This is a genomic window from Paenibacillus sp. J22P165, from assembly GCF_059692015.1.
This window is the reverse complement of record NZ_JCAUAP010000002.1, coordinates 267,296-291,711: the sequence shown is the minus strand read 5'-3', so window position 1 is coordinate 291,711 and position 24,416 is coordinate 267,296. Positions and strand designations below refer to the sequence as shown.

Sequence of the window (24,416 nt, the reverse complement as noted above, 5' to 3'; positions counted from 1 at the left end):
TCTATCAACAGAAGGGAGGACCCCCCAATGCGCATAGGTGAACTTTTTGTCATGAACGGACTCATCACGGAGGATCAGCTTGAGCAAGGGCTGAAGCAGCAAGTGCACACACGGAAGAAAATCGGTGAGATTCTCATCGATAAAGGGTTGATTACAGAAAGACAGTTAGTCGAAGTCCTGGAATTTCAATTAGGTTTTCCAGTCGTCAATATGTTTGAGACGCAGCTGGATATGCCAACAGTTCAATTAATTCCAGAAGCGCTAGCGCGTAAGCACTGTGTCATTCCTATCGAACGTAAAAATGGCAAAATCAAGGTCGCGATGGTTGATCCGCTGAACTACGGCGCGATTGAAGAAATTCGCATGGCGACGAATATGAGTGTGCAGCCCGTCATTGCGATTCGCTCTGAGGTTGAGCAGGCGATTACGAAAAACTATGGCATGAAAGAATCCGTCGATGAGCTCATGGTCGACTTGGACAAGATCGAAATCAAGGACGAGGAATCGGAAGCAAATGACCAAGGTTCACCGATTGTAAAGCTAGTGAACCAAATCATTCAATCCGCTGTGCAGCAGAGGGCGTCCGATATTCACGTTGATCCACAAGAGAAGCAACTGATCGTGAAATACCGGATTGATGGTGTGCTGCGAACAGAGAAAGCGCTGCCGAAGCATATGCAAGGTGTATTGACTGCTCGTTTGAAGATTATTGCGAAGCTGAATATCGCGGAACGCAGGTTGCCGCAGGATGGTCGCATCCAGATGCAGGTCGATAACCGCCGAATTGATATTCGGGTATCCACGTTACCGACAGTTCATGGTGAAAGTATCGTTCTCCGGATTTTAGATCAATCCGCAGGTGTGAAAAAAATTGCCGAATTAGGACTCAGTGAAGCCAATCTGGTGAAATTCGACAAAATGATTCAAAAGCCAAATGGGATCATGCTGATCTCAGGACCTACAGGAAGCGGGAAAACGTCAACGCTCTATTCCGCACTCGGACAATTGAACGGTGATGATGTCAAAATCATCACGGTTGAGGATCCGGTCGAGTATCGGATGAATGGTGTCACGCAAGTGCAGGTTAACTCGCAGATTGGATTAACCTTTGCATCCGGTTTACGTTCCATCCTACGACAAGATCCGAACATCGTCATGGTCGGGGAGGTCCGGGACGCAGAAACGGCCGAGATTGCGGTGCGTGCTTCTCTTACAGGACATTTAGTCTTAAGCACCATCCATACGAATAGTGCAGTCAGCACAATAAGCCGGCTAGTCGATATGGGTATCGATTCCTATTTAATCGCATCATCGCTCTCCTGTATCGTCGCTCAGCGTTTAGTACGGCGAGTGTGTAGAGAATGCGCAGCACAAGTACCAGCTAGAGAAGATGAAATTAAGATGCTGGAAACGGCTGGACTACTGGGTGGCAGTGAGCAATCATTGGCGGGTACAGGTACAGGTGTCGTAGTTCCGCTGACTTCGCCAAAATTAGCCGATAAGCAAGTCATGGTGACCAGAGGTAAAGGCTGTGGCACATGCAACAAAACAGGTTATAGAGGTCGTATTGCTGTTCACGAGTTGCTAGTCGTGGATGAACCGCTGCGCAGCCTAATTGTGCAGAACCGACCAGTAAGTGAGTTAGAGCAGCATTTGGTTAAGCACGGCTTTAAGAACATGCTATATGATGGTTTGCTCAAGATTCGTCAAGGACACACAACGATTGAAGAAGTGTTAAAAGCCGTGGCGGACGAATAACGACAGCAAAGAAAGCAAGTGTTGATTGGGGGTGAATGTTAACTTGGCGAACTTTACGTATGAAGCCGTCAACGAAAGCGGTAAGAAGCTGAAGGGGCTGATCAAGGCCCAGAACAAGCAGTTGGCCATAACGGAGCTGCGAGGACGCGGAATTACCATACGAAGTATCCAAGAGCAGCGGAAAACAGCGATGGATCTGGAGATTCACATTGGACGAGCAGTTAAGTTGGAGGACTTCGTTATCTTCTGTCGACAATTTGCTACCTTGATCCGAGCTGGTATTCAAATCGACCAAGCGGTTTCTATTCTTGAAGATCAATCGACATCCAAGTATTTGAAAGCAGCTTTAGGTGATATTTCGGAGCAAATCCGCAATGGCCATCCCTTATCGAAAGGAATGGGAGAACACCCGAAAGTATTTCCCGACATGTTTGTTAATATGATGGCCTCTGGTGAAACGGGAGGTAACTTGGACGAAGTACTTGAACGAATGGCTGAACATTACGAGAAAGAACACAAAATAGTGCAAAAGGTGAAGTCAGCTATGACTTATCCAATCGTTGTTCTGGTCATCGCTATCGTTGTCGTCATTTTCCTTCTGATAAAAATTGTACCAACATTCGCATCCATGTTTATGGATCAAGGCTCGGAATTACCATTGATTACGAGATTTGTCATGAGTTCAAGCGACGCAATCGTTCATTATTGGTGGATGTTCTTGGCTGGACTTGTTGGATTGATTGTTCTCTATCGGAGCTTCACATCAAGTGAGGAGGGGAAATTCTGGGTTGATACGATCAAATTTAAGATACCCGTTTTCGGAATTATTCTCAAAAAAGCAGCAGTTGCAAGAATGACACGCACGATGTCATCGCTATTCGTTAGTGCGGTGCCAGTACTACAGGCGCTTGATGTGACAGCGAAAGTCGTTGGTAATCGCGTTATTGCCAAGGTGCTGCTTGAAGCAAAAGATAGTTTGCAGCAAGGCAAAATGTTATCGGAGCCGATTCAGAAAAGCGGTATTTTTCCGAAAATGGTCGTTCAAATGCTGATGATCGGTGAGGAAACAGGGCAAGTCGATAACATGCTTGCAAAAATTGCCGATTTCTTTGAAGCCGATGTTGATCAAAGTGTCGATCGATTAAAGGCGGTCATTGAACCTCTGATGTTATTGTTTATTTCCAGTATTGTCGGAGTCATTGTCGCTGCAATTATGAGTCCGATGTTCAAAATGTACGATAATTTCTTAGGCTAATGTCATTCAGGCTTGAAGGGAGGTGATAGATAGACATGTCTGCGGTTTTACAAGCAATCCAACATAAAGCAACAACAGTTTGGCAAGAGAACGTACATAATCAAAATAAACCAAGAGGTGGGAATGAAATGAGCGCAATCGCCATGGAAAACAAACAAATTGAAGGTTTTAAAGCTCCTAAAATGTCTTTCAGAGAAGCAATGAAGAATGAAAAAGGGTTGACACTCATCGAGTTGCTAGCAGTAATCGTCATTATTGCTATTATTGCAGCAATCGCAATACCATCCATTAGCTCCATTCTTGAGAGAACGAAAGCGAATGCTCATAAATCGAATGCTCATATGATGGTTGATGCTGCAAGACTTTACGTAACTGGCGAAGGGATTACGGTGCCTACTAACGGAAACGTAACAGTCAATATGGCAGACCTACAGGCAAAAGGATATTTACAAATTATACCACAAGATCCATCGAACAAAGGAACTACGTACACGGCTGGAACAAAAACAACTACGCCTACAGCTCCAGCAACAGATGGATCAAAAGTAGTTATTACAAATACTGCTGGAATATTTACTTATGTTGTACACCTATTAAATGGCACACATAATTACCTAACTGTTGATGGTACTGACGTAGGTACACCAGGTGTAGAAGAGGCTAACCTAGATACAATTGCTGTCGTATTACCATAATTCCAATTCAAGCGCGCCGCCTAGCGGCGCGCCCCTTATCCCTTATGCATACCCGAGAGGAGTTACCGCAATGTTCGCAAAGAAAATTAGCAAATACACATACGGCATGCAAATTTCGGATACAGAAGCGAAGTTAGTTGAAATTATGAATGTGAATGGGCAAGTTACCCTGACACAGCGTCATTCCATCGCGCTGGATAGAGGCAGTATTAAACACGGAAAATTCGTGGACGAAGACGCGGTCATTGGTCGCATTTCAACCTTAGTGAAACAAATAGGGTTACAAGGTGCACATATCAATGTCACAGTACCGCTTTCTAATGTGGTGCTGCGTAAATCGGTCTTTTCGGCCTTAAAAGATAAAGCATTACGCAACATGATTGACGTTGAATTACATGGCGGGCAGCAGCTGCCATTTAAGAACCCTGTTTTTGACTTTGTTCGATTAGGCGCACCAAAGGATGAGACAGCGGCTTCGGTGGAAGGCGCTGTGAAATCGTCTAAAGCCTCTGGGCAAGAAGAAGTCCTTATTTTTGCAACGCCTAGCGAAGTAGTTGAAAGCTATGCGCATGTCATCAAGCAATCAGGACTCGTTCCTGTGGCTGTTGACCTCGCACCGCTGGCGCTACACCGCATGTTGGTACGCCATACTCGGTTAACCGGCTCCGCGATGAAGGATCGATTCATGCTGCTGCATGTCGAGCCCGACCATGCGGATGTCAGCATATTCGTGAATGGCATTCCGGTATTTTTCAGATCGATTCAAATCAATACGAGCTTTTTCTTGGACACGGGGACAGATCAACTTGCGGCTTATGCGCGCAATTTATCCATGGAGCTTGGTCGTGTATTGAATTATTTCCAATATACGGTGTCTACGGATCAAAAGCATGTGGAACTCGTGTATCTCGTAGGTGAGCATGAGTGGGTAACTGCACTGCCAGAGCATCTGGAAAGCGCTTTTACGGGGGAGATTACTTCGTTTCCATTGCAGGCTATTTTGAAAGATGAAGATACAACATGTCAAGCTTACGCGGTTCCAGTTGGACTAGCGATGAAAGGAGCTTAAGGACGATGAGCGCAAGTGTACAGAAACTTCAGTCCATCGAAATTAACTTGCTGCAAATGCGGCAGGAAGAGCAAGCAGGATCAAGTCCGCTACTCCGCTATGTATTTATGGCAGCAATCGTCGTGGTGGTTGGCGGCATGGGATGGATGTATACGACCGCAAAATCAGAACTGAAAAAGACGAATACCGCCATTGAGCAAGTGAACCTTCAAATTAAGGAAGGTCAATCGAAACTTGCCAATTCCCCAACAGCCGGGGCTGTTGCTGATTTCATCTCCATTCCGAAACAAATTATCGCCAGTAAGCCCTTAGCCACAGATGTATTGGATAAACTCTCAGCCCTCATGCCGCTCGCATCCAATATCACGGCATTGAGCTTTGGGGATGGAAATAAGCTCAAAGTGACAGGGAATTTTGCTTCGAGTGAAGATGTGATTACATTCATGCAAGCGACGAAAGCCTCAACCTCCTTTACTTTAATTGCAACAAGCGGGATGAATAAGTTGGCTGCCACACAAGAGGATAAAAGTGGAGCAGCAGTAACAGATCCGCCTTTACCTGTCATTCAAGCTACTTTTGAGCTGCAGTACAAGTCCGATGCCACCAAGAAAGGTTGATCTCGCGAATGAGCATGCTTAACAGCACAAGAAATCAAATCATCGTAGCTGTCATCCTTGCGTTGGCGCTCGTGATGGTCTACATGAATTTCGTCTCTCCGCTGCAAAGTGAAAGGGAGTCCAAAGCGAAATTGTTAGTCCAAAAGAAGCAAGAGCTGGATTCATTGAATAAACGGGCTGCTGGAGGAAGCGCAGTAGGCGCAGCCGAGCAAATCAGCCTTTCCAAAGCGCGCAGTCGTGTGCCAGAAGTGCCCGATGTGGAAGGTCTCATTCGCGAAGTGAGAATGCTGGAAGTCATTACGAAAATGTCGTTAGCTTCTTATAACTTTGAGATTGGCAAAGCCGCAGATCCTGTTGCTGCACCAGCTTCTAGTGCACAGCCTGCTAATGGAAGCACAACGCCTGCTGCGACAGCGGCTGTCATGCCATCACTAGCGATCCCAGTTAAGCTCAATACAACAGTTAAAGGGGATTATCAGCAAATTCGCCGCTTTCTTGGTGAGTTGCAAACAGCGAATCGTTTGATGCAAGTGGATAAGCTGACATTTGCTATTAAAGGTGCAGCACCTGTGAAATTAAACGCATCCAAACGGGAGATTACGGTCAACATTTCGCTTGTTTCGTATTATGCGCCTGGATTACAGAAGTTCTTCAAGGCACCGCTGCCGGTTCCATATTACAAGCCAGCTGGCAAGACGAATCCACTTTATTAATGAAATTCATATCCATTCAGGAGGAAATACGATGAGTATGATAGCACCAACCACGTCTGACATGTTATCACTGAAAGATTTGCTGCGTGTTTCTTACGAGTCGAAGGCTTCTGATTTGCATATTAATGCAACCACAGAACCGCTTATGCGGCTTCATGGGAAATTAATGAAGGTGGTTGATTCGGTGCTTTCGCCAGAGGATACCCATCGAATGGCGAAAGAAATATTAACAAAAGAGCAATACGAAACGTTATCCAAAAAAGGGGAGGTCGACTTTTCGTTCGAGCTTCCTGGACTGTCCCGTTATCGAGGAAATGTGTTTAAGCAAAAACGACATATCAACATGGTATTTCGTGTGTTATCGACGACAGTACCATCCCTTTTTAGCTTAAATCTGCCAGATTTGGTTCAGGAATTTGCATATAAGCATCAAGGTCTAGTCCTAGTAACAGGTCCTACTGGTAGCGGGAAGTCTACTACACTTGCCTCCATTATCGATTTTATTAATGAAACGCAGAAGAAACATATCATCACCTTGGAAGATCCGATTGAGTACATTCATCCAAGTAAAAACTGTCTTGTCGCGCAGCGTGAAATTGGTATTGATACATTGACGTTCTCCAACGGTTTGCGATCTGCACTTCGTCAAGATCCAGATGTTATTCTTGTCGGCGAGATGCGGGACTTAGAAACGATTAAGACAGCTATCACGGCTGCTGAAACAGGTCACTTAGTTCTGGCAACACTGCATACCCCGGATGCGCCTCAAACCGTCGATCGGATTATCGATGTATTCCCTACCGAACAGCAGAGACAAATTCGCGTACAGCTTGCCTCCGTATTGATTAGTGTCTTATCCCAGCGTTTAGTTCCGCGTATGGATGGCAGAGGGAGAGCCATGGCGCTTGAAATACTCATTAATACACCCGCTGTTGCGAACTTGATTCGCCAAGAAAAGATTTATCAAATCAAATCTGTCATTCAAACGAACCGCCAAATCGGGATGCAAACGATGGTTTCCAGTCTGAAACAGCTTGTTGAAGAGGGGATCATTCACCGAGATGCGATCAAAGAATATGAAATGACCTTAGGAGAAGATTAAATGAAAAAACATAAACATGCACTCGTCATTGCGTTACTTGTTGTATCCATCATGTCTCCATCTGCGGTCTTAGCAAGCGAAACGACGGTTAACACAGCAGTGTCCAGCCAAGTAAGCAACCCATTTGCTATTGTACAAGGTCTTGATTACGAAGCTCGGAATCAGAAATACGAAACGATGAAGTTATCACTCACGGGTTGGGAAGTCGGTATGGTTGTTTCCAAGGAACCTTATGCTGTAGTTACGAAAGCAGATGCAACAGGCGCACATGTGAAAATTTGGACCGGAGCGATTGCGCGAGACAATAACGACTTACTCGTGTTCTGGGATGAAATCGGTGTCAAGCCGACAGGTGAGCTTGATTTTCATGCGACAGATGTAGACGAGATCGTCCGTTCGTACTTCGAAAGTGCATCCCAAGAGTTGTACCGTGTAAAAGCCTACCTAGGTAAAGTGCCATGGGCTAACATTCCAACAGATGCGGAAGCTGCACTTCATGGAGGTGCGAAGGTCACTTCAGATGGTTTGATTAACGTATACGGTATCGCTTTTCAAAATCCAGATCGCGCTGTTGCGAAGGAGCTGGGTTCAGTGAAAAAAGCTGGTGATATACCAGCAGCAGTACCGACACTGCGCACGTGGAAACAAACAACCGTAAAGACAGTGCCTTCTGATGCAGAGACGCATTGGGCGAAAGAAGAAATTCTCGATTTGATGCAAAAGTCGATTATTGATGGATACGAAGATCACACAATTCGACCGAACCGAACACTTTCAAAAGCGGAATTTATCACGCTAGTCGTAAAATCCTTAGGCATGGAACCTGTGAAGTCACTGGTGGTGGGTTATGAGGACATGGGGAAACATTGGTCGACCGGCATGGTGGCTTCTGCGCAATCGATGGGATTGCTTGACCTGAGACCCGTGGATCTAAATTTCTCGCCAGACTTACCGATTACACGGATAGAAATGGTTGGACTGGTTGATCGCATTTTACAGAAATTTGACGTGAAGGTCGGTACGGGAACTGGCGATTTCAATGACATCACAAGCTTAACAGATAAGAATAAGGCATCCCTGCAAAATGTGATAAAGGCAGGTATTGTCGGCGGATATGAAGACGGTTCATTCAGACCACAAGGGTCACTTACTCGGGCAGAAGCATTTAAGGTCATCTCGAGAATCATTCATTTGGTGTAGGAAGGAGTTCAATCCATGCATTGGTATCTTAAAATGAAAAAGAAAAGCGCGATCATGCTGGCTGGGATGCTGCTTACGAGTATGCTTCCTGCTGCTTTTGTAGGATCGAGCCCCGCTTATGGGACAGAAGTAGATAATGGTTGTTTAGCCATTAGCGGTGTAGGTAATGTGCCTGTTACCAGTGTTGAGCGGAACCAATTAGTTACGATCAATTACACACTGGATCCGAGCGGGACTCATACGGTAACGCAGAGGCGTGATCCTGTAGATATTGCTTTCGTAGCCGACGTTTCTGGCAGTATGGCCTACCATATGGATAAAGATAATAGCAGAACACCTATTCGTCTTCAGATTTTAAAGGATGCCTCAGCTACATTGACCAATAAATTTACAAGCGTGAACATGGGGGACCGTATTGGACTTATTAAATTTAGTTCTGATGCGACAAAAGTACTTGATTTGGATACGAATTACACGAATGTTCAATCGGAGATCGAAAAATTCAAAGCTAATGGCAGTACGAATATTGACGATGGTCTCGCTAAAGCGAAGACAATGTTAACTGCGTCGGGAACGAAGCCCGTAAAACAAATTATTTTGCTTACAGATGGTAAAGCAACGGTTTGGACCAATGAAAACGACGGCAATAAGGTGATAACGAATGATACAGGTGCCAAAGCCGCAGCAAAAGCAGATGCAGATGTATTAGCAGGTCTAGGCATTAAAGTATTTACGATCGCTTTGGCTACGCCAGGCTCTGAGGAGATTGATTTGGAATTACTGAACTATATTGCTACTAAAACCGGAGGAACCGCTTATGAAGCAAGTTCTACCAGCCAGCTTTCAGCCGTTTTTGATAACATTACCAAAACGATTGAAACGCCAACTCAACTTAAAACGGTGACACTGCGTCAACCGATTCCAACTGGTTTCATCTTGGCGCCAGGCGAAAATGCTTCGAATGTAAAATATGAAGCTGCCACACACGAAGTTGTAATTAACGTTGGTGATATCAATTTTCCATTTAGCCCGGAGCAAGACAAGATTGATCTAGCTATTAAGTTAATTCCTGACACTGCTGCAGGCGATTATCCACTGCAAGATGCCAAAGTAACTTACAAAGATGCATGTAATGCGAACCGACAGTTCAACATTAATTTCAATACACAGCTGTCTGTTAGTGTTCGTGTCCTTGATAAATACGAGAATGTGTATATCGGGAATAGTGTAGGTGAATTGCAGCGGTTACGCGCAAGTGATAAGCAGAAGCAATGGACGATTAAGAATAAAAATTCAGCGATCACGGATATACACTTTGTGGATACTGATCATTCGATTGTAAGGATTAGCTATAAGGATGGTACAACAGAGCAAATTGATTTGAAGCCTAAAGCGCCAGCGTCATATGAACTCGTTGATGGGAATGGCAAGCTGATTAATGAGAATGGCTGGCATTTTGGACCAGGAAAGCTTCGTTCTGTTTCTGGTTCCATTTCACAACTTCCTAACACTACTGTCTATGCGAATGATGATTTCCAAGGTAACTATATTGCGGGTTATGAGATATCCGTGAATAATGGCAATTGGCAAAAGCAAACAACAGACGGTGTGGTCGTTCCAGATGGGGATGGTATGAATTTTAAAACACGAGCATTTACAAATGCAATCAGTGGTAGTGCTTTGACTCCTATTGCTGGGGCAGTTGCGACTGGAAATGTCTCCTTAGATAGTTCAGGGCCATTGATTAGCTGGAGTAACGACATTGATATCACAAAACCGACGAATGATGCCATCATTTATATTACGGCAACGGATGATTTAAGTCCCGTAACGAGTGTTAGAGTTTGGTTCGATAATAAAGCACTTTCCATCTCATCCAGCTCTCCGAAAATGGCGAAGAATGGCAATACGTATGCTTTCCGTTTAAGTGATGTGGCAGGATTGGGAACGCTTGAGCAACGCCAAGGATGGCATCAAATTCATTTTGAAGCGACATCCATTGGTGGAACAACTTCTACGGCGCAGACGCCAGAGTATTTCGTTATCAATCCGGGTCCGACAGCTACGCTTAAAGGTGTGAATTATAAGGCAGGCGACATTTCGGATAAACCGGTTAGTGTAACGATAGTGGATGAGAAGTATCCAGTAGCTGATCGCCCGTTTGGCAGCGTTATAAAGGAAGGATACACACTGAAAGCAATGTATTATGCGATTATGCCGTCTTCAGCAACACCAGAGAAAAGCGATTGGAAACCATTAACATCGAAACGTTTAACGGTAACGACCAAAACCAATATGACAATAGGGACTTCCTACGTGTTCTTAAAGTTGGTTGATAGTTCCAATGTTGAAATCGTTCAACAACCGTTTAGTGTTCAATTCGATACAGAACAAAACAACAACTAGACCGGCGAAATCGGTGAGGTAGTGAGGAGGACTTACGGTGCGCCGCAATGAACGTCTGAAGCAAGTGGAGTCTAACGAAGACGGCATGTCACTCGTGGAAATCTTGATTGCTGTGACGATTATGTCGATTATCAGCGTTACGCTGATGGGATATTTTACTTCAGCTGTAGATAAATCGGCACAAGAAAGCCGCAAAATAATTGGCGCTAACTTAGCTCGTTTGAAAGCAGCTGAGCTGCGCGACGTTTTTAAAACGGGCTATGAAGATGCCATTGTTCCATTGTTGACGAGCAGTCCCAAATTTTCAGGTGACTTATCGAGTAATGGTTCAGAGTTAATGAAAGGCAGATTAAAAGCGACTGAGATTAATGGCACGCTCTACCACTATTTGGTTGAACTAGATAAGAGCTATTCTCGCTGGGAGGCTGCAGATCCGTTTCGTAATGATTCGGACGACTATTTGGCTCAAATGTTCGTTACTGTATACTGGTCAGGCGAAGAGTCAATTGCAGTCCCATCAGCCAAATCATCAACGACACTCGATACGTATCTTATCAAAAGGTGGTAGCGCCACATGGAGCGGAATGAGAAAGGGATGACCTTGATTGAGATTCTGGCTGCTTTGCTGATCTTCGGCATGGTAGCCTCCATCCTGTACTCTTTTATGCTAATGGGCGTGTCGATGTATAAACGAGTCACGATGGAAACCCAGATGCGTAATCAAGGAGACGGGTTGTACAGCCAGATTATATCGGAGCTGAAGGAAGCGATCTACGTTCAGGATGAGGGAACGGATAAGAAGATCATTCGGTATGCGAAGAAGAACAATGATCCAAAAATGTATATTGATCTTTTTGAAATGGAAGTTATACCGGATCCAAAAGGCGGCGGGAAAATTGAAATTAGGGAAGCTGGCACGAATGCGGTTAAACGTGTTTTCCAGCTGGGAAGCAAATTTACGATTCGTGAGGGTAGCTTGAGTGAAGCGAGTCAGAATCATGACCGTGTTCAAGTGACGCTCGAATATGCCAGAGTGAATAGTAATCAGTATAAGGACGCAGATAATCCGAAACTGGTCATTGATTCGCAAATCCCACTATTTCGCAATGATTAAATGGGACGGATTGGAGGAGGCATACATTGAACACTGTGAATGAAGACAACAACGACCTCCAACCGAGGATGCATCCTGAGCAAGGCTCTGCGCTAGTTATCGCTTTGCTGGCCGTTGTGTTAATGACCATGATGGGGCTCATTCTCATGAGCGTGCTGCGAGGTGGAGCTATCCAAGCTGCGACGACAGAATCAAGCGTTCAAGCGGAGGCCATTGCACAGAAAGGCTTGGACGACACATTGGCACAAATCCGGCGAGCGGTTGCGCAAGGAGAATTCAATGGCGGGACGAACTATCGGAATCGTGTTAGCCATGTAGAAAAGCAAATCGTCGAAATGATGCTTCCATTTATTGATAAGCATATAGGTGATCCCAATAATCCCAACGATAAGAATGGAGAAGTGGTTAAAGCCAAGAAAGGAAGCTATCAAGTTGATGTTGTGCTTGATGAGCCTACGAATCCAGAGTTATCGCCGAAAAAGCCTTTGGCGATTCCTGATGCACCCTATGTGCGCAAGTTTACCATTACCTCGCGAGGAATCATGGAGGGGAAGCCAGTTACAGTCGTAACCAAAGTGATGACTGTGTATGTGAGTACGATTAACCCGGTATTTCGGTATCCCGTATCATCCGGCGGTGATCTTTTGCTGAATGGAACGCCTTCTATAACCGGTGATATTTATGTGGCCAATCATCTGAAAATCCGAGATGAAGCTTTATTTACGGGGACTGCGAGCGGAACCAATCTGAGTAAATATGGCATACAAACGGGACTTCCAGCGATCCGCGGATTTATTCGGGTAGGTGGTGATCAGGATATCATTGTGCCAAGGAAGTTCAATTTTACACAATCTGATGGTGTGACTGAATCCCTGCCAATTACGGATGCGAGTGACATTGTAAAGCCGGACTATTTTGCTCCTCAGAATTTTCCTTTAGAAGATCCTACCCTTGACGCTGATATTGATGTCGATGTGCAGGGGTATGTTTTGAATAAAACGCAAACCGAATTACAAGTCAAATTAGCTGCTTTGTCTTTAGGTGGTAATTCGGAGCCTAATCCAGAGTTGATTGAGCTTCCGCCGTTATTCGGTGATCTGACAAAGAGTATGCTATACAACGATTTGTGGGTGACTGTTGATGGTGAGGTGAACGTTAAGGACGCTGTCTCCGCTGCAAACGAGGCGGATATGTTCGTGAATAATGGCGTTCTCACGATGGCGAATGATGCCTCGAAGCTCAAGCTTAGTAATGGTTCTGTGTATGTGAAGTCGCCCGATCCGAATTTAGTTGCCGCTGACTTGCGAGGAGAACTTTCACTAGCAGCTGGTAAATTCGTCGCAGTTGATGGCAATGTAACTCTGAATAACGGCTTCCGTTTTCCGAAGGGCACGATGTACATCAAGGGTGATTTGAAGATTATTGGGAATGTTTGGCTGCAAGGCACAGTGTATGTAGATGGAAATGTAGAGTTAAAGCAGATGACGTCGATTAACAAAGAAGTGGAAGGATCAACAGGTTCATCGCAAACCCCGCTTATTGTCGTGGCTTCTGGCGAAATTGTACTAGGAAATAGTACGAACGCGGGTGATGAAAATGTTCGCGCCTTCTTCTATACCAAACAAGGCATTCGTTTGTATGGGGTCATTTCGAAGCTGTGGCTGACCGGTGGCATACACGGTGGTACTGGGGGAGTTGAACTTAATGCTGTGAAAGGTGACTTACTCACTGGCGGAGGGAGCACGGTTAAGAGATACCAAGGGAGTACGGATTGGAATAGAGACGTCCCAGAAATTCAATTGGGCAATTCGAAACCATCTCGGCTCCAGATTTTCTACGATGATAATCTCTATGACGCACCTCCAGATGGCATCCCAACGACTGACAATTTTAACGTGTTTGTGAAGAATATCAAATACATCAAGTAAGGACAGATTAACCATTCTGGAAGGAGGTACCTTCAATGTCATTCCAAATCCTAGTCGTTGACGATACGAAATTTATGCGGAAAATGTTGACTGATATTTTGAAGCAATACGGTCATGAGGTGGTTGGCGAAGCAGAGAATGGCAGACAGGCTGTACAAAAGTATGAGGAGCTTCAGCCGGATATTGTTCTCATGGACATTACCATGCCTGAAATGGACGGGATTGAAGCGATGAAAGAAATTCGCAAGCTCAATCCGACAGCCGTCGTTCTCATCTGTTCAGCTATGAGTCAGCAAGATCTCATCTCTGATGCGCTAAAAGCAGGAGCGAACGGTTATGTTATGAAACCGTTTAAACCAAATCGCGTTAACGAAATTGTTCGTAAATATGGTGTGCCGCGTGTAATAGGTCATTTAATACCACAAGAGATGCAACGCACGGAAACCGTTCCCGCAGAAATCGAGATCCAAGAGACGATATTTGAGAAAGAAGAATTGGAATTGCAGGCTAATATAGCCGAAGGTGCTAACACCCAAGTTGAAGGTCTGAAAGCAGTTGACCAAGCTTATTCAGAGCCTGAGGTATTACTTTATACGAAACAAGATGTGGAAGAAGTACATGTACCAGAAGTCATCGAACTTCGACAATCTAATCCTGAACCCGAAATGAAGAGTCAGGTCGTGGAGGAACGGAAAGTTGCAGCCAAACCAGCTCAGGTCGTCAACGCGCTAGAGGTATTGCTGGCCTTTGCTGAAGTGGAGGAGTCTAAAATTGCGATGGAATCCACGGACCCCATACAAATGGAAGAGGTAATGGAACTTTCAGTTTCAGACGAATCTGAAGATCGCCTCTCGGAAATGGAAAAGCTTGCTGCCGCAATGCAAGGAGACTTGGACCAAGAATGGCAGTTGGAACAAGAATTACTACAAGAAGTACAACAAGCCCAAATTGAAGAACCGATTCCCCTTCAGTTCGAAGAAGGAAATGAGTCAGAGTCCATTGTCGTAGTGGAACAAGCTATGGAAGAAATCGTTGAAGATTTGGAAGCGAGTTCATTTGAACTTAGCTTAGAAGATCTCAATGATCTCACAATGGAGATGGAATCGCTTGCGAATATTGAGTTGGCCCAAGAAATGGATGATCTAGTCAATGAAGCTCCTGAAATGAAAGAAGAGGCTCCTATCAACACCACATACAAGTCTCCAGAACCGACGGACACGAATAGAGTTGGCTTTAAAGCTGTGAATGGCGGAAAGATCATTAATTTATTCAGGGGGAATGGACCAATGAAGAACTTCACAAGCAGTGTTATGTGTAATTGGAGTGAGGATTTGAACGGCGAAATGTCACAATACTTGGTTGTATGTACAGAAGCAGAGAATAAAATCGAGATCGATATGACGACTTCAAGTGGGCAAAAGCAATCCATTACGGTTACCATTGAGAGCTTTAATCAATTGGCGGCCTGGCTGCAGGTTCAATTGGGAACTGCTCCTGTGAGCAATCGTGAATATGCGAAGAAAGCAGATTTTTAAGCAGGGCATAGCAAGGATAGACATCTAGAGGGGGTTAGGGCGATGGGGTGGGAAGCATGGAGTTACACAATTCTATTGTTCATAGTGGGTGCATTATTCGGTTCATTCTTTAATGTCGTGGGGCTGCGAGTACCGAAAGGGATATCTGTTATTGCACCGCGATCCAGTTGTGGAAGTTGTGGACGTCAGCTTAACGCGATAGACTTAATCCCAATCTTGGGATGGTTCATCCGCAGAGGAAAATGTCATACCTGTGGGTCATCCATATCCCCTGTGTATATCGTTGGTGAGTTGGCAGGGGGTGTCTTATTTGCCTCACTTCCATCATTGGTTAGCATCGAAGAACTATGGATTGCTTACCCGCTTGTCTCTGTGCTTCTCATTCTTACGGTGAGTGATTTGGCGTACATGCTGCTGCCTAACAAAATCATTTATCCAGCTATGCTGCTGTTTACGGCATTACGCTTGTTCGTACACCCCTTGCCGATTTGGCAGTATGCACTGGGATTTGTGATTGGGGGAGGCACTTTGATCATCGTATCCCTTGTAGCGACTTGGATGGGGAAGCCGGCTATGGGCTTTGGGGATATTCGATTGATGGCTTTAGTAGGACTTGTTATGGGAATTAAGCTTGTGCTGTTATGCATTTTTCTGTCGGCGCTGCTCGGCAGCGTCATCGGTATGGCTCTAATCGCCTCAGGCAAACTGGATCGGCGTTCACCCATTCCCTATGGTCCTTTCATCGCTGTCGCTGGATTCATCTGCTTTTGCTTCGGAGACCCATTGATGACGTGGTACATGGACCTCATCCTTTGGCAGTAAACCTACATTTCGTAAAAGAGAGGTCGAATTCCTATGAACTGGTTTCTAATGCAATCGTTTCGTGCTAAGCTTCAGCTCGGCTACTATGCCGTTGTTGTTTTCTACACAATTATTATCCTTATTTTAATGTTAACGGCAGATGTATCTGTGATTTTTGCTCTTTCTTCATCTTTGATTCTCATGGTATTCAGCTTTCCTTATGTGCGTTTCTTGGAAAAAGCGTTAACCGAGCCTATCGATAATGTAACGCGTGTTGCCATGAATATTGCGAAAGGAGACTTTACGCAGACGGTAGATGCTTCCTCGAAGGATGCGTTAGGCGATATGGGCAGATCGTTCAATGCGATGATTGTGAAATTGAAGGAGCTTTTGAATGAAACTGCCTCCATCTCGAAGCACGTCGCTGACTCGAGTCGCGATATTTACCACAAGAATGAAGGGATAAACACGATGATTGTGGAAGCTACAGGTTCTGTGACTTCACTTGCTGAAGGAGCAAATGAAATCTCGTCTGGGGTTTTTAAAAGCTTCTCCGTCGTTAAGGAAATCGAGACCAAAATCACGGATTATGTAGATTCCACACATGAAATGAATAATCGTTGTGGGCAAACGTTAGAGCTTGTGAAAAAAGGGATGCGAGCAGTTGAAAGTCAATCCGAAAGTGTCTCTCACATTGTTCTTGCGACAAGTAATGTATCGGGGACGATTGATGATCTGGTGAAGGAAGCCGCTGGTATTTCCTCTATCACACGTACGATTTCAGAAATTGCTGAGCAGACCAATTTGCTGTCCTTGAATGCCTCAATTGAAGCAGCGCGTGCTGGTGAGCATGGAAGAGGGTTCTCTGTGGTAGCGCAAGAGGTGCGTAAGCTAGCTGAAGAGTCGTCCAAGTCAGCCAAAAGCGTATTTCATATGGTACATAACATTGAGAATAGCATTCGAATGGCTCAGAAGAATATTCAAATTAATGAGGAAATCGCACGTAGACAGACAGAATCTATTGAAGCAACGGAAAAAATATTTGGCGAAATGGTTGAAAGTATACAATTCATTACGCAGCGTATGGGTGAGTTCACGGGTGAAAGCCAGAAGATGCTGAATGCAGCCCAATTCATCACGGGTACCATGGAAAACATTTCTGCCATTACGCAACAATCGGCTGCTGGTACAGAGCAAGTATCTACGTCTATGGTCCAACAAACGCGTTCTGTCAAGGCTGTCGTTATTCAGTCAGAGCAAATGCTTCGAATGGTAACACAACTACAGCGCACGATTCAGATATTTAAGCTTTGAGAGAACGAAGTAGAGATCCAGAAAGCATGCAAGAGAAGGATACCCAAATAAACGATGGTGGAGAAGCGAAACAAGTTTTGGATGAGCAGTCGTTTACCTGCTTTTGCCGCTAAAAAGAAAAGAGAGAGGGGGAGAATAATTTTAATGCCATAGAAGGCAAAATAGCTGTGCTCGTAAAGGAAAGCCATAATAGGATTCGCTTCACCAATTAAGTTTAATCGGAGTCCCATATCTGTTAGACCAGCATCTAATAGACTAGCAATACATAAAAAAACAATTAAAGTTCGACTCAAAGGAACCACTCCTTTTGGTTGTTTAAGAGGTTATGCTAACGAATCGTTTGCATAACCTCTTTCATTGTGGAAATAAACGCTTCCGCGGCTTTTGAAATATAGCGACCTTTGCGATAGGCAATAACAAGCTTGCGGGTAGGTCTACCTTCTAGTGAAACGTTAACGGGAGAAAGCTCATGCAAACTTCTTTTTGATATCAAGTAAGGGACGAATGCGATCCCCATGCCAGCAGCAACTAGCGATTGCACAGTTTCCATATTACTCGATTCAAAAACAATATTCGGTGTAAAGCCAGCTTCCTGACACAGATCAAGCGTTAGCTTACGGAAACCTTGCCCTTTTTTTAATGCGATGAAAGCTTCCTTTTCCAGATGAGAAATACGTATGGGCTCTTTACTTGCTGCTAAAGGATGCAGTGGCGGAACAGCTAAAATAATTTCTTCTTCCAGTAAGGTCTCATAGACAAGAGATTCTTCACGTAAAGGTAAGGAAAGAAGAGAAATATCGGTTTGACCATTCACAGTTAATGTCTCGAGGTTGGATGAAGTTTCTTCAACAAGCGAAATTTCAATATCCGGATAGGCGGCTTGAAACACAGGTACTACGAAGGGTAAAATGGTTGATCCTGTGATTGGCATACTGCCAATGACAAGACGTCCTTTTTTCATTTGTGAAATATCTTCCATTTCTTTTTTGAGTCCTTCAATCATATCGAGAATCTTTTGTGACTTCTCGACGAAGAGGGAGCCTGCATGGGTTAATTCAACCGAATTCGTGCTGCGTTGGAACAAGAGTACGCCAAGCTCCTTCTCCAGCTTGGATAATTGCTGGCTTAAGGAAGGCTGAGCGATATGGAGCTTCTCAGCTGCACGTGAGAAATTGCGTTCGATCGCGATCTGGATTGCATATTGTAATTGACGTAATTCCATCCGAAGAAGTGTCTCCTTTTTCATGGCTTGATGGTAATCATATCAAGCTTTTTGGGCCGAAACAAGCTGATACTAGGAATAAATAACCATAAAGGGCAGCAAGAACTGGTTTCTTCCAGTTTCGCTGCCCTTTATGGTTATTTTCAGGAAATAAACGTTATCTACGAACGGTACTTCGATACATTAAGAATAACAAATATGGAGCACCGATGATCGCAACTACGATCCCCGAAGGAATCTCTTTGGGAATGAGAATCGTTTTGCCTATAATATCAGCTAATGTTAGTAGAATAGCCCCTAAGATGGCCGAAAGTACAACCGACTTCTGATGATGCTGCCCCATGAAGAGACGAACAGCGTGTGGCGCGAGTAAGCCAACGAAGCTTACGGTTCCAACCGCGGCTACAGCAATCGCAGCAACGAACACGCCAATTGCAGCAGATACTAACCTTGTCTTCTGCAGCTTCAGACCTAGTCCAATAGACACGTGGTCACCGAATGCTAATAAATCTACACGTCGACCTAGTAACCAAGCGCTCGGCAGTAAAATGATCGTTGTAATCAGTAGTTGGATGACTTCTTTCCAACCTCTAGAATAGGTACTGCCCGCTAACCATGTAAGTGCGGGAGCGGCACCAAGCTTAGATTGGATCACGAGAAATTGAATAACAGCCGAACCTATTGCAGAAATCGCAATACCGACTAGAATCAGCACGACGGGATTTAGTCCCTTTTTCCATGCGAGGGCATAGACGCTTCCCGCGGAAAGGAGTGCACCGATTATAGCACCAATAGGCACCCAAGTAGCGGACCCTGTTGGCCAAATCGTCAACACAAGCAGAGCACCCATTCCGGCACCAGATGTAACACCAACGACGGAGGGGTCTGCAAGTGGATTGCGAACAGCCCCTTGCATCATGGAGCCAGCAACAGCCAAGGAGGCGCCAGCGAGCGCAGCAACCAGAATGCGCGGCAGACGCAAGTTGAGAATGACATTGCGCGCCATTTCTTCACCTTGCCCAGTCATTACGGCGATAACGTTAGATAGGGGGATATGTAAAGCTCCAGCTGTTAGGCCGAAGAGAACCAAGACGACAAGGGCAATTGCAGATACCACAACTAGGATCGGATATGGAATTTTGGTGCCTACATAACCGACGCTCATCGAGCTGCTCTCAGCGGAAGCTTTCATGCGAGATCCTCGAATTGCCAGCCAAATTAACCAAGGTGCACCTATTAGAGCGGTTACGGAACCTGCAGGAAGTTCGCCTAGTGTACTGCGGAACATTTTGGCAATTGTATCCGCGCCAAGTAAAACTGCTGCACCCCAGATCGCACTCCCTGGAATCAACAGTCGATGTCGTTGTAAGCCAATTAATCGAACAAGATGAGGTGCGATAAGCCCTATAAAACCGATGGGGCCAACAACACTCACAGTTACACCTGCGAGTAGAATTGCTGCGGCTAACGCAACCAATCGAACTAGGTTAATATTTTCACCTAATGAAATAGCAGTTTCTTCGCTTAATGCAAGCATATCTAGCTTTTGATGGAACAGAAAGGCAACGACGAGACCAATGCAAATCCAAGGGAGTGCATATTGGACACCTTGCCAATCGTTCTGACCTAATGCACCTGAACCCCACATGAATAAGCCATTAGTGGCATCTTCAAACATGATCTGCAGTCCGCTTGTGAAAGCCGAGAGTACGAGTGTTACGATCATGCCAGCAAGTGCCATGCGTAGAGGCGAGCTTTTGCGGCCGCCTGACATGTAATAGGCCATAACGGCTGCGCCACAGGCCCCAACTAATGCCAAAAGTAAGGCGTGATCCGACTTCAGCGCTGGGAAAAAAACGGCAGCCAAAACAATAATGAAATAGGCACCCGCATTCAAACCTAACGTTGAAGCGGAAGCGAGAGGATTACGTGTGACGGTTTGTAATAAAGCACCTGCAACTGCGAGTGCTGCTCCTGCGAGCATGCCCATCACTGCGCGCGGCATGCGAAGCCCCCGCACCATCAAATGGTCGGGGGTATCTTGTGGAGCTATCAAAGCTTGTATAACCGTATGAACGGTAATGTTCGCTTCTCCTTGTGTTAAGTTGAGGAAAAGCAAGAGGCAGAGGGCGATTCCCCCGCCTCCAAATACAAGAAGTGATTTCCACGCGATATTAGCGAAAGGGTTAGTTTTCGATTTCATCGCAGATTGGATCATTTCGTAAGTGAAGCAGCAGTTAGCTCAGCAAATAATTTGGCAGACAAAGGTCCACCGAAAGTCCAAGTGTTACCAGGAAGCTTAAATGTTTTGTTGTCTTTCACAAATGAAAGACCTTTCCATACGGCATTGTCTTTCAGTTGTTTCTCGAATACGTTATCCGCATCTTGAACGATGTAGAAGAAGTTTGCATTTTGAACAGCAGGTAAAGCTTCTACGGAAGCAGTAGAGAAACCATAAAGCTCAAATTTCGTGGATTTAAATACGTTTTTCAAACCGATACGTTGCATAATTTGAACGACCATGGAGTTGTCAGTGAACATACGTAGAACAGCATTGTTTTGGTTGCTGAATGCTTGTGTTAAAGCGAACTCAGCGCCATCCTTTTTCGCAGCAACTAATTTCGCCTTCGTATCTGCAAACGCTTTGTCAAGGTCAGCAAGTACTTTGTCTCCTTCTGCTTTCTTACCTACGATATCTGAAATTGTTTTGAATGTAGTGATCATATCGGAATATTGATCGCCTTTTCCTTCAGCTGGGTAGGATTCAAAAGCGATCGTTGGAGCGATCTTGGAAAGAGCTTCGTAGTTTTTGCTCGAACGCAATGTGCTTGTAATGATAAGATCTGGCTTCAGTCCCGTGATTGTTTCTAGGTTAGGCTCTTGACGAGTCCCAACGTCGACAACGGAAGCATCTAAGGCAGGCTTCACATTTACCGCACCTAGGTAGCCTTTATTATCAGCTTGACCTACAGGTTGAAGGCCAAGTGCTAACACATCTTCTGTGTATGCCCATTCTAATGTTACGATGCGTTTTGGTGTACCTTTAATTGTTGTTGTTCCGAGTGCGTGTGTAATTGTCTTATCTGCAGCAGGTGTTGCTGTCGGCGCCACACTTGCAGCGGCAGCGGCGCTTGGTGCAGGTGATGTTGTTGTCGTAGAATTTCCGCATGCAGCGGTTACGATTAACGATAGTAGTGCGATTGAAAAAGTAAGTGGTTTAAATATGGTTCTCACAAAAATTTCCCCCTAAATATTCTATTTTTTTCTTAGAATCGATGGCCAATTCGAGTCCACTAGGAGAATGATAATCATTATCATTAAATATGTCAACCTTATTTTGCTATATAGGAACAATCTATCAAGCTTATAGTTATTATATCTTGGAACTATGAGATAATCCGTGCTACATTACTATATGAGGGTAAGACATTAGCAAACTAATGCGGATAATGACAAGAGGTGACTGGATATGAGTAAAAAGACAATGTTCGAGAAGATTTGGGATAATCACGTTATTAACCAGGAAGATGGCAAGCCTAGTGTTATTTATATTGATTTGCATCTAGTACATGAAGTAACTTCACCGCAAGCTTTTGAAGGGCTTCGCATTTCTGGTCGTAAAGTTCGTCGTCCAGACTTAACGTTCGCAACGATGGATCACAACGTTCCTACTAAAGATCGTTTCAATATTACAGATCCAATTTCGAAGCAACAAATTGATACACTTTCACAAAACTGCCGCGATTTCGGCGTTACACTTTTTGACTTAGACAGTCTTGATCAAGGTGTTGTCCACGTTATGGGGCCTGAGCTTGGTCTTACACACCCAGGTAAAACCATCGTATGTGGAGACAGCCATACATCTACACACGGTGCTTTCGGCGCACTTGCTTTCGGTATCGGAACAAGTGAAGTTGAGCACGTAATGGCGACACAAACGTTGCAACAATCCAGAGCAAAATCCCTAGAAGTTCGTATTAATGGCAGCTTGAAGCCAGGCGTTACAGCAAAGGATTTAATCCTTGGTGTCATCGCGAAGTACGGAACAGATTTTGCAACCGGTTATGTTATTGAGTACACAGGCGAAGCAATCCGCGGTCTTTCTATGGAAGAGCGTATGACGGTTTGTAACATGTCTATTGAAGGTGGAGCTCGTGCTGGTCTAATTGCTCCTGATGCGACAACATTTAATTATCTGCGTGGTCGTGAATATGTACCTCAAGGTGCTGATTTCGACGCAGCTGTTGCTGAATGGTCCAATCTTGTAACAGACGAAGGCGCTACGTATGACTGGGTATTGGAATTCGACGCAGACACATTGATTCCGCAAGTAACCTGGGGTACGAGCCCTGGTATGGGAACAAGTGTGACTTCCTTGGTTCCAGATCCGCAAAGCTTCGAAACAGAGAATGAACGTAAAGCTGCTGAAAAAGCGCTTGAATATATGGATTTAACACCAGGCACGCCGATGACTGAACTGAAAGTAGACTATGTCTTCATCGGTTCTTGTACAAATGGACGTATCGAGGATCTTCGTGCAGCAGCTAAGATTGCACAAGGTTACACGGTAGATCCAAGCGTTACAGCAATCGTTGTTCCAGGTTCAGGTCGTGTTAAAATTCAAGCTGAGAAAGAAGGTTTGGATAAAATCTTCTCCGACGCTGGATTCGAATGGCGCGATGCAGGTTGCAGTATGTGTTTGGCGATGAACCCAGACGTGCTTCAACCAGGACAACGTTGTGCTTCCACGTCCAACCGTAACTTCGAAGGACGTCAAGGACGCGGCGGACGTACTCACCTTGTTTCCCCAGCTATGGCAGTTGCTGCAGCAATCAAAGGTCATTTCTATGACGTTCGTGATTGGGAAATTAAAGAATACCAACAAGCTTAATTTCGGCTAAGTCAAGCAATGCTTAAGATGCTAGTTTTGCTATAGCAAAACTTTAAGGAGAATGAGAACATGGAAGCTTTCAAACAACATACAGGTCTAGTAGGCCCTGTTGATCGTGTAAACGTAGATACAGATGCAATTATCCCTAAGCAATTTCTTAAACGTATTGAGCGTTCTGGTTTCGGACAATTTCTATTCTTCGAGTGGAGATGGGACGAAGCAGGCAACGTAATTGAGAACTTCCCGTTAAACCAAGATCGTTATCAAGGAGCTTCTGTTTTGATTTCCAGAGCGAACTTTGGTTGCGGGTCTTCCCGTGAGCACGCGCCTTGGGCGATTCAAGATTTCGGATTCCGCGTGATCATCGCGCCTTCCTACGCAGACATTTTCTACAACAACTGTTTCAAAAACAGCATTCTGCCAATCAAATTGTCGGAAGAACAAGTTGAGGATCTGTTCCAACGTACGGCGATGCACGAAGGATACAAGCTGAATGTTGATCTTGAGAACAAGAAACTGACTGATGAGTACGGACTTGAAATCAACTTCGATTTGGATGAGCACCGTCGTCAATTCTTACTGCAAGGCTTGGATGACATTGGTTTGACGCTTCAGCATGAAGCGAAAATTACTGCGTATGAGCAAGCACACCAAAAGCGCTTAGCTTATAAATAAGGTTGGACTAAAAGGCGTATCCCCTCAATGGGGATACGCCTTTTTTTTGCTATAATTTGCATATTTTCTTGAGCAATCTTGCAACTTTTGGCAGTTAGTAACGTCTAATAGATTACTAGAT

The 24,416-nt window shown here is 44.8% G+C and carries 20 protein-coding genes and 1 pseudogene; 17 read left to right on the top strand and 4 right to left on the bottom strand.

The window, feature by feature from the left end; translation table 11 throughout:
• The first annotated feature begins 27 nt into the window (after positions 1 to 27).
• The 15 genes and pseudogenes from AC58QM_RS05350 to AC58QM_RS05280 all read left to right on the top strand — a co-directional run bounded on the left by AC58QM_RS05350 (position 28) and on the right by AC58QM_RS05280 (position 17,507).
• Positions 28 to 1,758: a GspE/PulE family protein gene (locus tag AC58QM_RS05350; RefSeq protein ID WP_497282031.1), complete on the top strand. Its 1,731-nt coding sequence runs from the start codon at positions 28 to 30 to the stop codon at positions 1,756 to 1,758.
• Positions 1,759 to 1,801: 43 nt separating this feature from the next.
• Positions 1,802 to 3,013, top strand: a complete 1,212-nt coding sequence (locus tag AC58QM_RS05345) for a type II secretion system F family protein (RefSeq protein ID WP_497282030.1) — start codon at positions 1,802 to 1,804, stop codon at positions 3,011 to 3,013.
• A gap of 35 nt (positions 3,014 to 3,048) precedes the next feature.
• On the top strand, positions 3,049 to 3,708 hold the full coding sequence (locus AC58QM_RS05340; RefSeq protein ID WP_497282028.1) for a prepilin-type N-terminal cleavage/methylation domain-containing protein: 660 nt from the start codon (positions 3,049 to 3,051) through the stop codon (positions 3,706 to 3,708).
• 70 nt (positions 3,709 to 3,778) lie between these two features.
• The gene (gene pilM, locus AC58QM_RS05335; protein ID WP_497282027.1) at positions 3,779 to 4,777 is read left to right on the top strand and encodes a type IV pilus biogenesis protein PilM; all 999 of its coding nucleotides are present in this window, start codon (positions 3,779 to 3,781) and stop codon (positions 4,775 to 4,777) included.
• Positions 4,778 to 4,782: 5 nt separating this feature from the next.
• Positions 4,783 to 5,394: a PilN domain-containing protein gene (locus AC58QM_RS05330; RefSeq protein WP_497282025.1), complete on the top strand. Its 612-nt coding sequence runs from the start codon at positions 4,783 to 4,785 to the stop codon at positions 5,392 to 5,394.
• 8 nt (positions 5,395 to 5,402) lie between these two features.
• The gene (locus AC58QM_RS05325; RefSeq protein WP_497282024.1) at positions 5,403 to 6,107 is read left to right on the top strand and encodes a hypothetical protein; all 705 of its coding nucleotides are present in this window, start codon (positions 5,403 to 5,405) and stop codon (positions 6,105 to 6,107) included.
• A 31-nt stretch (positions 6,108 to 6,138) separates the two neighbouring features.
• A complete protein-coding gene (locus AC58QM_RS05320) occupies positions 6,139 to 7,209 on the top strand; it encodes a type IV pilus twitching motility protein PilT (RefSeq protein ID WP_497282022.1) in 1,071 nt (356 codons plus the stop codon).
• Entirely contained in the window at positions 7,210 to 8,409 is a 1,200-nt protein-coding gene (locus AC58QM_RS05315) for an S-layer homology domain-containing protein (protein WP_497282021.1), read from the top strand. It abuts the gene before it with no gap.
• A 15-nt stretch (positions 8,410 to 8,424) separates the two neighbouring features.
• Positions 8,425 to 10,815, top strand: a complete 2,391-nt coding sequence (locus AC58QM_RS05310; protein ID WP_497282019.1) for a vWA domain-containing protein — start codon at positions 8,425 to 8,427, stop codon at positions 10,813 to 10,815.
• Between the two features lie 37 nt (positions 10,816 to 10,852).
• Complete coding sequence (locus AC58QM_RS05305) at positions 10,853 to 11,383, top strand: type IV pilus modification PilV family protein (RefSeq protein ID WP_497282017.1); 531 nt, start codon at positions 10,853 to 10,855, stop codon at positions 11,381 to 11,383.
• Between the two features lie 6 nt (positions 11,384 to 11,389).
• Positions 11,390 to 11,929, top strand: coding sequence for a PulJ/GspJ family protein (locus AC58QM_RS05300; RefSeq protein ID WP_497282015.1), 540 nt, complete (start codon positions 11,390 to 11,392; stop codon positions 11,927 to 11,929).
• 26 nt (positions 11,930 to 11,955) lie between these two features.
• Positions 11,956 to 13,857 carry a hypothetical protein gene (locus tag AC58QM_RS05295; RefSeq protein WP_497282014.1) on the top strand — a complete coding sequence of 634 codons (1,902 nt, stop codon included), beginning with the start codon at positions 11,956 to 11,958 and terminating at the stop codon, positions 13,855 to 13,857.
• 35 nt (positions 13,858 to 13,892) lie between these two features.
• A pseudogene (locus AC58QM_RS05290) lies at positions 13,893 to 14,243 on the top strand (response regulator); the annotation flags it as partial.
• Positions 14,244 to 15,434: 1,191 nt separating this feature from the next.
• The gene (locus AC58QM_RS05285) at positions 15,435 to 16,214 is read left to right on the top strand and encodes a prepilin peptidase (RefSeq protein WP_497282012.1); all 780 of its coding nucleotides are present in this window, start codon (positions 15,435 to 15,437) and stop codon (positions 16,212 to 16,214) included.
• 33 nt (positions 16,215 to 16,247) lie between these two features.
• A complete protein-coding gene (locus tag AC58QM_RS05280; protein ID WP_497282010.1) occupies positions 16,248 to 17,507 on the top strand; it encodes a methyl-accepting chemotaxis protein in 1,260 nt (419 codons plus the stop codon).
• Here AC58QM_RS05280 and AC58QM_RS05275 read toward each other — a convergent pair.
• The 4 genes from AC58QM_RS05275 to AC58QM_RS05260 all read right to left on the bottom strand — a co-directional run bounded on the left by AC58QM_RS05275 (position 17,489) and on the right by AC58QM_RS05260 (position 21,963).
• Positions 17,489 to 17,800, bottom strand: a complete 312-nt coding sequence (locus tag AC58QM_RS05275; protein ID WP_497282008.1) for a DUF5658 family protein — start codon at positions 17,798 to 17,800, stop codon at positions 17,489 to 17,491. The genes AC58QM_RS05280 and AC58QM_RS05275 overlap by 19 nt on opposite strands.
• 35 nt (positions 17,801 to 17,835) lie before the next feature.
• Positions 17,836 to 18,729 (bottom strand): LysR family transcriptional regulator, encoded by an 894-nt coding sequence (locus AC58QM_RS05270; RefSeq protein WP_310223628.1) that lies wholly within the window; start codon positions 18,727 to 18,729, stop codon positions 17,836 to 17,838.
• A gap of 157 nt (positions 18,730 to 18,886) precedes the next feature.
• Positions 18,887 to 20,932, bottom strand: coding sequence for a Fe(3+)-hydroxamate ABC transporter permease FhuB (gene fhuB, locus AC58QM_RS05265; protein WP_497282006.1), 2,046 nt, complete (start codon positions 20,930 to 20,932; stop codon positions 18,887 to 18,889).
• A gap of 11 nt (positions 20,933 to 20,943) precedes the next feature.
• Positions 20,944 to 21,963 (bottom strand): ABC transporter substrate-binding protein, encoded by a 1,020-nt coding sequence (locus AC58QM_RS05260; RefSeq protein ID WP_497282004.1) that lies wholly within the window; start codon positions 21,961 to 21,963, stop codon positions 20,944 to 20,946.
• Positions 21,964 to 22,198: 235 nt separating this feature from the next.
• Here AC58QM_RS05260 and leuC point away from each other — a divergent pair, with 235 nt between their 5' ends.
• Together leuC and leuD are read left to right on the top strand one after the other, a co-directional pair.
• Positions 22,199 to 23,620 carry a 3-isopropylmalate dehydratase large subunit gene (gene leuC / locus AC58QM_RS05255; RefSeq protein ID WP_497282002.1) on the top strand — a complete coding sequence of 474 codons (1,422 nt, stop codon included), beginning with the start codon at positions 22,199 to 22,201 and terminating at the stop codon, positions 23,618 to 23,620.
• Positions 23,621 to 23,689: 69 nt separating this feature from the next.
• Positions 23,690 to 24,295, top strand: a complete 606-nt coding sequence (leuD, locus tag AC58QM_RS05250; RefSeq protein WP_497282000.1) for a 3-isopropylmalate dehydratase small subunit — start codon at positions 23,690 to 23,692, stop codon at positions 24,293 to 24,295.
• The last annotated feature ends 121 nt before the right edge of the window (positions 24,296 to 24,416 follow it).